This window comes from Streptomyces hainanensis, from assembly GCF_004348415.1.
Lineage (GTDB): Bacteria > Actinomycetota > Actinomycetes > Streptomycetales > Streptomycetaceae > Streptomyces > Streptomyces hainanensis.
In genome coordinates, this window is record NZ_SMKI01000342.1 from 1 (window position 1) to 8,584 (window position 8,584).

Here is an 8,584-nt window from a genome sequence, read left to right on the forward strand (position 1 = left end):
CCGCCCGCCCGCGCCCTTGACGCGCGCCCCGGCGCTCGCCGATCGTCGGACCACCGCGTGGTCGAGATCATCGGGAGGGCGTGCGATGAAGCCGAAGGTCCCTGGTTTCGACGAACTGCTCGGCTCCGCCCGGCACTCAGCCCTTCATCTGGAGATGCGGGACACCTATGCCGTGGCGGAGGAGCGCGAGGACGTGGCCCGCTGGGAGGCGGGCCGGTGGACCCACGAACACGCTCGCGGCGTGCTCGCGGAGTGGTTCGACCTGGTGTCTCGGACGGTCGGGCGCGGCGTGGCCGTCCGCCGGGTTCGCATCGTGTCCGAACCCGTCTCCGACTACGTCAAGTTCGAGCACTTCACCACGCCACTGAACATCGAGGCCGGCGAGGAGGTGCGTTGGCTGCCGCGCCGCCAGGCGCTCGGCATCCCGCTACCCTCGGCGGACTTCTGGCTCATCGACGGGCGACTGACACGGTTCAATCTGTTCTCGGGCGACGGTGACGCCGTCGAGCCGGAAATGAGCGACGACCCCGCGATCGCCTCGTTGTGCGCCAGGGCGTTCGAAGCGGCGTGGCAGCGGGCCATCGTGCACGAGGACTACAAGGTCTGACCCGCGTCAGTCCTGGTGGATCAACCGATCTCGCGGGCTGAGGTCGCGGGCAGACAGCCCATACGTATGGCCGCAAGCAGGCCACTCAGCGCTGCCGGGGTGGTGGCCAACACCACAGCCGGGTCGTCACTCTCGCGCATCCAGACGGTGCCGCTGGACACGGCGGCGAGATTCACGCAGTTGGACGCCTGGCCGCTGAACGAAGACTTCTGCCACTTCACGAGATCCATCAGGTATCCCTTCACAGGCTCTTCTCGATGCTACGAATCAGGTCACGAGAGGCGTCAGGCGAGAGGCTACTCGCCTCCATGCGATCCAACATCATTCGGTACCTCACCAGTTGCGAAGGAGCATCCAAGAACCACGAACCGTGGTCGGTATCGAGTTGGATGGTGTCCAGTTCCGGGATGCTGCCTCCGATCTGGTCGACGCTGTGCCCGGCGCTCGGGAACGTGCCCACCGCGAAGGGGATGATCCGCAAGGTGATGTTCGGCGCCTCGCTTCTGGACAGGAGAACCGCGAGTTGAGCCCGCGCCGTCGTGCGACCGCCGAAGGCCATGCGCAGAGCAGCCTCGTGGACAACCGCGGTGAGTGGTGTCGAGGCATCGCCATACAGAATGCCCTGCCGCTTGATCCTGTGGGAAACCCACCGCTCCACCTCGGCAGGTGCCAGTGCCGGCACCACATCGCTCACCACGGCCCGGGCGTGTTCCGGAGTCTGAAGCAAACCGGGCACGTGGACCACGGACACCACGCGCACGAATCGAGCGTGGTGTTCCAACTCGGCCAGATCCAGCGCGGCAGTGGGCAGCACGTGCCGGTACTCGTCCCACCAGCCCCGAGTCCTCCCACCGGTCATGCCGGCCAATGCCTCGACCAAACGCTCGTCTGCGCAGGAGTAGAGGCGTGCCAAGGCTCGGACCCGCTCGGCGCTCACCGCGTAGCCACCAGCCTCGATGTAACTGATACGGGCCTGGGTGGCCCCAAACAGCTGACCAGCGCGCGTCGCGGAAAGGTCTGCGCGCTCACGCAGCCGGCGCAATTCGCTGCCCAGCCGACGTTGCCGGACCGTCGGCGGGAGTTTCGCTCGAGCCATCGCGTTCCCTCCCCTTGTTCGAATATACGGTCACCCACACGAGTAGATGTTGAGATACATCTTCCCGCGCAGCGGATTGCATCTCGACGCTGAGGATAGCGTGATGCTCAGCCAGTCGTTCAACCGCCGCAAACCGCAGGAGGTTTCCCATGGCCATCGGATCCCCACAGGACGACAAGGAACCCGTCCGCCCGGAGTGGTTCGACCGGGAGGTCGAAAGTCTCGTCAAGGACACCGCTCCGCGACTCTGCGCGCTGGTCGAGGAGTTCGCCACCGAGTCCGGGCATCTCGACGCCGGCGTCGCGGCGTGGTGCCTCGCTCACCCCGATGGGCCGACTCAGGTCGTCCGCGACCGGTGGTTCACCGTCACGGAGTTGGGGTCGCCGGAGGAGGCGGCTCAGCTGATCTCGCGGCGGAGCAGGAACACCGTTCGCGTGATCTGGGCCTGAGGGGACGCACGGGTGCGGGGTGGTGCTTGGGCCTCCTCGTAGCCGCGTGAATTCATATTCTGTTCCGCCGTGTTCATCGGCGCCGCTGACATGCGGGTTCTCCCGTCGCAATATGAAGCCGTATTGCACGGCCATGACGCCCTCGCAAGCCCTGTTGACCGTTCGCCCGGGTGTTCGCTAATTTCTCGACATGCGGACCTTCTCCCAGCTCAGCCAGCGACGCGCGGTCGATCTCATGCGCGTCGCGACCGCCATGTGTCGCTGATCTTCGCTCTCCGCACTCTCCTCTTCTCCTTTTCCGCGCCGGCCTCCCGACGTTTCCCGGACGGCCGTTCGCGTCGCTTTTCGCTGCCCACGCGCTCGAATTCCCAGGAACCACCATGCCCAGATTCAGACACGTCGCGATCGCCGCCGTCCTCTTCGCCCCGCCGCTGCTCGTCGGCTGCGCCACCGACGACGCGGAAAGCGGGGCCACCGACGAGGAGTTGGCGGCGGCGGAGATACCGGAAGCCGTCGACCCGGAGACCACCCTGACCGTCGGCACGCCCGAGGCGCAGATCGCGTTCGAGCTCTCCGGGCTGATCGACGAGATCCCCTTCACCGTGGAGTGGGCCAACATCAGCGGCGGGCCGCAGTGCTCGGAGGCGTTCCGGGCCGATGCCCTCGACGTCTGCTCGGCGGCCGAGATCCCGTCGATCCACGCGCACTGGACGGGGCTCGACACCAAGTTGGTCGCCGCCAACTTCCGGCAGGATCCGGTCGACCACCCGATCTACCAGCTCGGCATCGCGCCCGGCGCGGACGTCCAGTCGCTGGCGGACCTGCGCGGCAAGCGCATCGCGTTCAGCCCGGGGCAGGCGCAGGGCGCCCTGGTGCTGCGGGTGTTGGACGCGGCGGGGCTCACCACGGACGACGTGGAGCTGGTGGAGATCCCCAGCACCGGCGACGTGTACCCGACGGCGCTCGGCAACGGCGAGGTGGACGTGGCACCGATCGGTGGTGTCAACATCCGGCGTTACGTCGAGCAGTACGGCCCGGACGGCGGCACCACCATCCACCACGGGCTGCGCGACGACCCGGGGCATCTGTGGGTGCCCACCTCCACCGTGGCCGATCCCCAGAAGGCGGCGGCCGTCAGGGAGTTCATCGGGCTCTGGGCGCAGGCGCTGACCTGGGCCAACGATCACCCGGAGGAGTGGATCCAGGGCTACTACGTCGAGGACCAGGGGCTGTCCGTCGAGGACGGCGAGTATCTGGTGGAGCAGAACGGCGATCCGGACTTCCTGTCCGACTGGTCCGACGCGATCGAGCGGCAGCAGCAGACCATCGAGTTGCTGGCCGCCGAGTTGGACCGCGAGACGTTCGACGCGGAGACCCTGTTCGACCGCCGCTTCGAGACGGTGGCGGCGGACGCGCTCGCCGACGCCGGGAGTGGTGGCTCGTGACGACCACCGAGGCGCCGTCGAACGCGCCGCCCGAGGTGGCGAGGCCGCCGGCGCCGCCTCGTCGTCGCCGGCGGCGGCTCGGCCCCGGGCGGCCCGTCCCGTACGGCTGGGCGATCGGCCCGCTGCTGCTCCTCGCGATCTGGTCGGTCGGCTCGGCCGCCGGCTGGATCGACGAACGCAACCTGTCCGCGCCCTGGGAGGTGGTGGCGACCGCCCGGGAGTTGACGGAGGACGGTCGGCTCCAGGAGAACCTGTGGACCTCCGCCCAACGGGCCCTGGCCGGACTCGGGTTCGGGGTCGCGGCCGGCCTGGTGCTGGCCGTGGTCGCCGGGCTCAGCCGACTCGGCGAGGGCGTGATCGACGGTCCGGTGCAGATCAAGCGGTCCATCCCGTCGCTGGCGCTGATCCCGCTGCTGATCCTGTGGTTCGGCATCGGCGAGACGATGAAGATCGTGACGATCACCCTGGGTGTGTTGGTGCCGATCTACGTGCACACCCACAACGGGCTGCGGACGATCGACAGTCGCTACGTCGAACTGGCCGAGACGGTGCGGCTCAACCATCTCCAGTTCCTGCGGCACGTGGTGCTGCCCGGGGCGCTGCCCGGTTTCCTGCTCGGCATGCGGTTCGCCGTCACCAACGCCTGGTTGGCGCTGGTGGTGGTCGAGCAGGTCAATGCCACCAGCGGCATCGGCTACATGATGGAGCTGGCGCGCACCTACGGACAGACCGACGTGATCATCGTGGGCCTGGTTGTCTACGGCCTGCTCGGCCTGGTCTCCGACGGCCTGGTCCGGCTCGTGCAGAGGAGGGCGCTGTCATGGCGACGCACGCTGGCGGACTGAGCACGGGGACGGCCGCCGTCCACATCACGGGCCTGGTACGGGCGTTCGGCGAACGGCGGGTGCTGGACTCGCTCGATCTGACCATCGGGCCCGGCGAGTTCGTGGCCCTGATCGGGCGCAGCGGCTCCGGCAAGAGCACCCTGCTGCGGGTACTGGCCGGCATCGACCACGGCGTGACCGGCTTCGAGCGGCTCGACGCGCCGGAGAACGTCTCGGTGGTCTTCCAGGACGCCCGACTACTGCCCTGGAAGCGGCTGTTGGAGAACGTGACGCTGGGGCTCACCGGTCCGGGGGCACACGAGCGCGGGGCGACGGCGCTGGCCGAGGTCGGACTCGCCGGGCGGGAGCGGGCCTGGCCGGTGGAGCTGTCCGGCGGCGAGCAGCAGCGGGTCGCGCTGGCCCGCTCGCTGGTGCGCGAGCCCGAACTGCTGCTGGCCGACGAGCCGTTCGGCGCGCTGGACGCGCTGACCCGGATCCGGATGCACGCGCTGCTGCGGCAGCTGTGTGAGCGGCATCGGCCGGCGGTGCTGCTGGTGACCCACGACGTGGACGAGGCGATCGCGCTCGCCGACCGCGTGGTGGTGCTGGACGCCGGCCGGATCGCCGCCGACCAGACGATCTCGCTGCCCGCGCCGCGTGCGCCCGGCAGCCCCGAGTACGCGGCGCTGCGCGCCGACCTGTTGACCCGCCTCGGCGTCGACACCGACGTGGCCGCCCCCGAGGTGAAGGAAGTCGAGGAAGCATGACCGGGACCCAGGAACGCCGGCTGCGGCTCAACCTGTTCGTCTATCCGGGGGGCCACCACGAGGCGGCCTGGCGCTACCACGGTTCGGCCCCGGACCGGATCCTGGACATCGGCTACTACCAGGAGATCGCCCGCCGCGCCGAGGCCGCCAAGCTGGACGCGGTGTTCCTCGCCGACGGGCCCTCGTTGCCCGACAACGTGCGCTACGCCAGCCGGTTCCGCCTGGAGCCGTTCACCTGGCTGGCCGCGCTGGCGGCGGTCACCAGCCGGATCGGGCTGATCGCCACCGCCTCCACCACCTACTCCGAGCCCTACAACCTGGCCCGGCTCCTCGCCTCCCTCGACCATCTGAGCCAGGGGCGCGCCGGCTGGAACATCGTCACCACCGGGGCGCCGCAGGCGGCCGGGAACTTCGGCCTCGACGCGCATCCGGTGCACGCCGAACGGTACGACCGGGCACGGGAGTTCCTCGACGTGGTGACCAAGCTGTGGGACAGCTGGGAGGACGAGGCGCTGATCGCCGACCAGGGCTCCGGGCTGTTCGCCGACACCGACCGCATCCATCCGATCGACCACGAGGGCCGGCACCTGAGGGTGCGCGGGCCGCTCAACACGCCCCGCACCCCGCAGGGCCGCCCGGTCTACGTGCAGGCCGGCTCGTCGGAGGACGGCCGGGCGTTCGCCGCCCGCTACGCGGAGGCCGTGTTCACCGCGCACCAGACGCTCGGCTCGGCGCGGGACTTCTACGCCGACATCAAGCGGCGGGCCGCCGCGCTGGGCCGCGACCAGGACCAGGTGCTGGTGCTGCCGGGCATCAGCCCGTTCATCGGTTCCACGGAGGCCGAGGCGCGGGCGCTGCACGACGAGTTCAACGAGCTGACGCAGCCCGAGTACTCGCTCGACCTGCTGGAGCGGCTGCTCGGCGTCCGGTTCGGGGTCGCCGACCTGGACCGGCCGGTGCCCCGCGAGGCGATCGACACCGGCGGGGAACGTGGCGAGTCCAGCCGCTTCCAGCTGATCGTCGACCTCATCGAGCGCGAACAGCCCACCCTGCGACAGCTGTTGCACCGGCTCGCCGGGGCCCGCGGCCACCAGGTGGCGGTCGGCACCCCGGAGCGGGTGGCGGACCAGATCCAGGAGTGGTTCGAGGGCGGGGCGGCCGACGGCTTCAACGTGATGCCGCCGTGGCTGAGCGGCGGGTTCGACGTGTTCGCCGACGAGGTGGTGCCGCTCCTGCGCCGCCGGGGCCTGTTCCGCGCCGAGTACGCCGGCACGACGCTGCGCGACCACTACGGCCTGGCCCGGCCGCGCAGCACGTACGCCGGCCGGCACGAGCGGCCGGCGGCCGCGGCCGCCACCGCCGCGCCCTGATCGGCGGCCGGCCACCGCCCCCCTCCGGTGCGCCGGCCGTCCTCGTCTCCTCTCCGGACCGAAAGGCGTGCCATGTCCACCGGGCCCGTACCGCTGTCCGTCCTCGACCTGGTGCCGATCGGCTCCGGCTCCACGGCCGGCGCCGCACTCGCCGACACCCTCGATCTGGCGCGCCGCGCCGAGGAGTTCGGCTACCTCAGATACTGGATCGCCGAGCACCATCTGGCACCCGGGGTGGCCGGCTCACAGCCGGCCCTGGTGATCGCGCTGGTGGCCGGCGCCACCAGCCGCATCCGGGTCGGCTCGGGCGCGGTGCAGCTCGGCCACCAGACCGCGCTCTCCGTCGTCGAGCAGTTCGGCCTTCTCGACGCGCTGCACCCCGGCCGGATCGATCTGGGGCTCGGCCGCTCCGGGCACCGCGGGGCGCCGAGGAACGGCGCCAGGCCGCCGGCCCCCCGCGCGGCCCCCCGCGCGGCCCGCCGGATCGGCCCGCTGCTGATCCCGGCGCCGTTCGACCCGTCGGGGCTGCTCGACTCCCCCCGCTTCCGGCTCCAGCAGCGGCTGCTCGCCCTGCCGGGCGCCCAACCCCCGGTGTACGCCGAGCAGGTGGACGACATCCGCGCCCTGGTCGGCGGCACCTACCGCTCCCCCGAGGGCCTGTCCGCGCACGCCGTGCCCGGGGAGGGCGCGGACCTCCAGCTGTGGATCCTGGGCAGCAGCGCCGGGGAGAGCGCGCGGGTGGCGGGCGAGCGCGGGCTGCGTTTCGCCGCCAACTACCACGTGTCGCCTGGCACGGTGCTGGAGACGGTGGCCGCCTACCGGGCGGCGTTCCGCCCCTCGGCCGAGCTCGACCGGCCGCACGTGCAGGTCTCCGCGGACGTCGTCGTCGCCGAGGACGACGCCACCGCCCGTGAGCTCGCCGCCGGCTACGGGCCGTGGGTGCGGAGCATCCGCGCGGGCGGCGGCGCGGTGCCGTACCCCACTCCGGAGGAGGCCGCGCGGGAACCGTGGACCGCGGCCGACCGCGCCCTGGTGGCCGACCGTGTCGACACCCGGTTCGTCGGCTCCCCGGAGCGGGTGGCGGCGCTGCTGCGGGAGCTGCGCGACGCGACCGGCGCCGACGAGCTGCTGGTCACCACCATCACCCACGACCACCGGCACCGGGTGCGGTCCTACGAGCTGCTGGCCGAGGTGTGGGCGGGGCAGGGCTCGTGACCGCCCGCCAGGCGGCCCCGGCCTCCGTCGAACTGCGGGGCGTGTCACGGCACTTCGGCGAGCACCGGGTGCTCGCCGACGTGAGCCTGACGCTCGCGGCCGGCGAGACGGTCGCGTTGCTCGGCGCCTCGGGATCCGGCAAGTCCACGGTGCTGCGGCTGATCGCCGGACTCGACCGGCCGAGCGCCGGCGAGGTGCTGGTGGACGGCGTCCCCGTGCGCCGGACGCATCCACGGGCGGCGGTCGTCTTCCAGGATCCCCGGCTGCTGTCGTGGCGCGGCCTCGCCGCCAACGTCGCCTTCGGGCTGCCGCCGGGCACGCCGCGCGCCGGGCGGGCGGCCGAGGTGGCGCACTGGCTGGAGGTCGTCGGCCTCGCCGCCTACGCCGGGCACCGGCCGAGCCAGGTCTCCGGCGGCATGGCGGGGCGGGCCGCGCTGGCCAGGGCGCTGGCGAGACGGCCGGGAGTGCTGCTGCTCGACGAGCCGTTCGCCGCGCTGGACGCGCTCACCAGGCTGCGCATGCAGGACCTGCTCGACGACGTCCAGCGCACCCAGGGCACCACGGTGCTGCTGGTCACCCACGACGTGGACGAGGCGCTGCGGCTCGCCGACCGGATCGTGCTGCTCGGCGACCGGCCCGCCTCCGTCGTCGCCACCCTCGACGTCCCGGCGCCGCGCCCCCGCGCGCACGACGACCCCACCCTGCCGCCGCTGCGCGGCGAACTCCTGCGCCGACTCGGCGTGCCCCACCACCGTCCGCTGCCCACACCACCCGCTCAGGAAGCAGTCCGATGACCGCACGCCCCCGCCAC

General features: G+C 71.7%; 11 protein-coding genes. 9 read left to right on the forward strand and 2 right to left on the reverse strand.

Going from position 1 to position 8,584, the window contains the following annotated elements; genetic code table 11:
* Positions 1 to 85 precede the first annotated feature (85 nt).
* On the forward strand, positions 86 to 607 hold the full coding sequence (locus E1283_RS26150; RefSeq protein ID WP_132820611.1) for a DUF6879 family protein: 522 nt from the start codon (positions 86 to 88) through the stop codon (positions 605 to 607).
* Positions 608 to 627: 20 nt separating this feature from the next.
* On the opposite strand, the gene E1283_RS26155 is transcribed toward E1283_RS26150, so the two are convergent.
* On the reverse strand, positions 628 to 837 hold the full coding sequence (locus tag E1283_RS26155) for a DUF397 domain-containing protein (protein WP_132820612.1): 210 nt from the start codon (positions 835 to 837) through the stop codon (positions 628 to 630).
* Positions 838 to 848: 11 nt separating this feature from the next.
* Positions 849 to 1,703 (reverse strand): helix-turn-helix domain-containing protein, encoded by an 855-nt coding sequence (locus E1283_RS26160; RefSeq protein ID WP_132820613.1) that lies wholly within the window; start codon positions 1,701 to 1,703, stop codon positions 849 to 851.
* A 149-nt stretch (positions 1,704 to 1,852) separates the two neighbouring features.
* Between E1283_RS26160 and E1283_RS26165 the strand changes: the two genes are divergently transcribed.
* The 8 genes from E1283_RS26165 (at position 1,853) to E1283_RS26195 (ending at position 8,567) form a co-directional block, all read left to right on the forward strand.
* Positions 1,853 to 2,152, forward strand: a complete 300-nt coding sequence (locus E1283_RS26165) for a hypothetical protein (RefSeq protein WP_132820614.1) — start codon at positions 1,853 to 1,855, stop codon at positions 2,150 to 2,152.
* 190 nt (positions 2,153 to 2,342) lie between these two features.
* Positions 2,343 to 2,417 (forward strand): putative leader peptide, encoded by a 75-nt coding sequence (locus tag E1283_RS39995; RefSeq protein ID WP_425086231.1) that lies wholly within the window; start codon positions 2,343 to 2,345, stop codon positions 2,415 to 2,417.
* Between the two features lie 115 nt (positions 2,418 to 2,532).
* Positions 2,533 to 3,597: an ABC transporter substrate-binding protein gene (locus E1283_RS26170; RefSeq protein ID WP_132820615.1), complete on the forward strand. Its 1,065-nt coding sequence runs from the start codon at positions 2,533 to 2,535 to the stop codon at positions 3,595 to 3,597.
* The gene (locus tag E1283_RS26175) at positions 3,594 to 4,442 is read left to right on the forward strand and encodes an ABC transporter permease (RefSeq protein WP_132820616.1); all 849 of its coding nucleotides are present in this window, start codon (positions 3,594 to 3,596) and stop codon (positions 4,440 to 4,442) included. The genes E1283_RS26170 and E1283_RS26175 overlap by 4 nt, the downstream gene beginning before the upstream one ends.
* Positions 4,418 to 5,188 carry an ABC transporter ATP-binding protein gene (locus tag E1283_RS26180; RefSeq protein WP_132820617.1) on the forward strand — a complete coding sequence of 257 codons (771 nt, stop codon included), beginning with the start codon at positions 4,418 to 4,420 and terminating at the stop codon, positions 5,186 to 5,188. The genes E1283_RS26175 and E1283_RS26180 overlap by 25 nt, the downstream gene beginning before the upstream one ends.
* Complete coding sequence (locus tag E1283_RS26185; RefSeq protein WP_132820618.1) at positions 5,185 to 6,558, forward strand: LLM class flavin-dependent oxidoreductase; 1,374 nt, start codon at positions 5,185 to 5,187, stop codon at positions 6,556 to 6,558. Before E1283_RS26180 ends, E1283_RS26185 begins: the two co-directional genes overlap by 4 nt.
* Positions 6,559 to 6,630: 72 nt before the next feature.
* On the forward strand, positions 6,631 to 7,773 hold the full coding sequence (locus tag E1283_RS26190; protein ID WP_132820619.1) for an LLM class flavin-dependent oxidoreductase: 1,143 nt from the start codon (positions 6,631 to 6,633) through the stop codon (positions 7,771 to 7,773).
* The gene (locus tag E1283_RS26195; protein WP_165956245.1) at positions 7,770 to 8,567 is read left to right on the forward strand and encodes an ABC transporter ATP-binding protein; all 798 of its coding nucleotides are present in this window, start codon (positions 7,770 to 7,772) and stop codon (positions 8,565 to 8,567) included. The genes E1283_RS26190 and E1283_RS26195 overlap by 4 nt, the downstream gene beginning before the upstream one ends.
* Positions 8,568 to 8,584 lie beyond the last annotated feature (17 nt).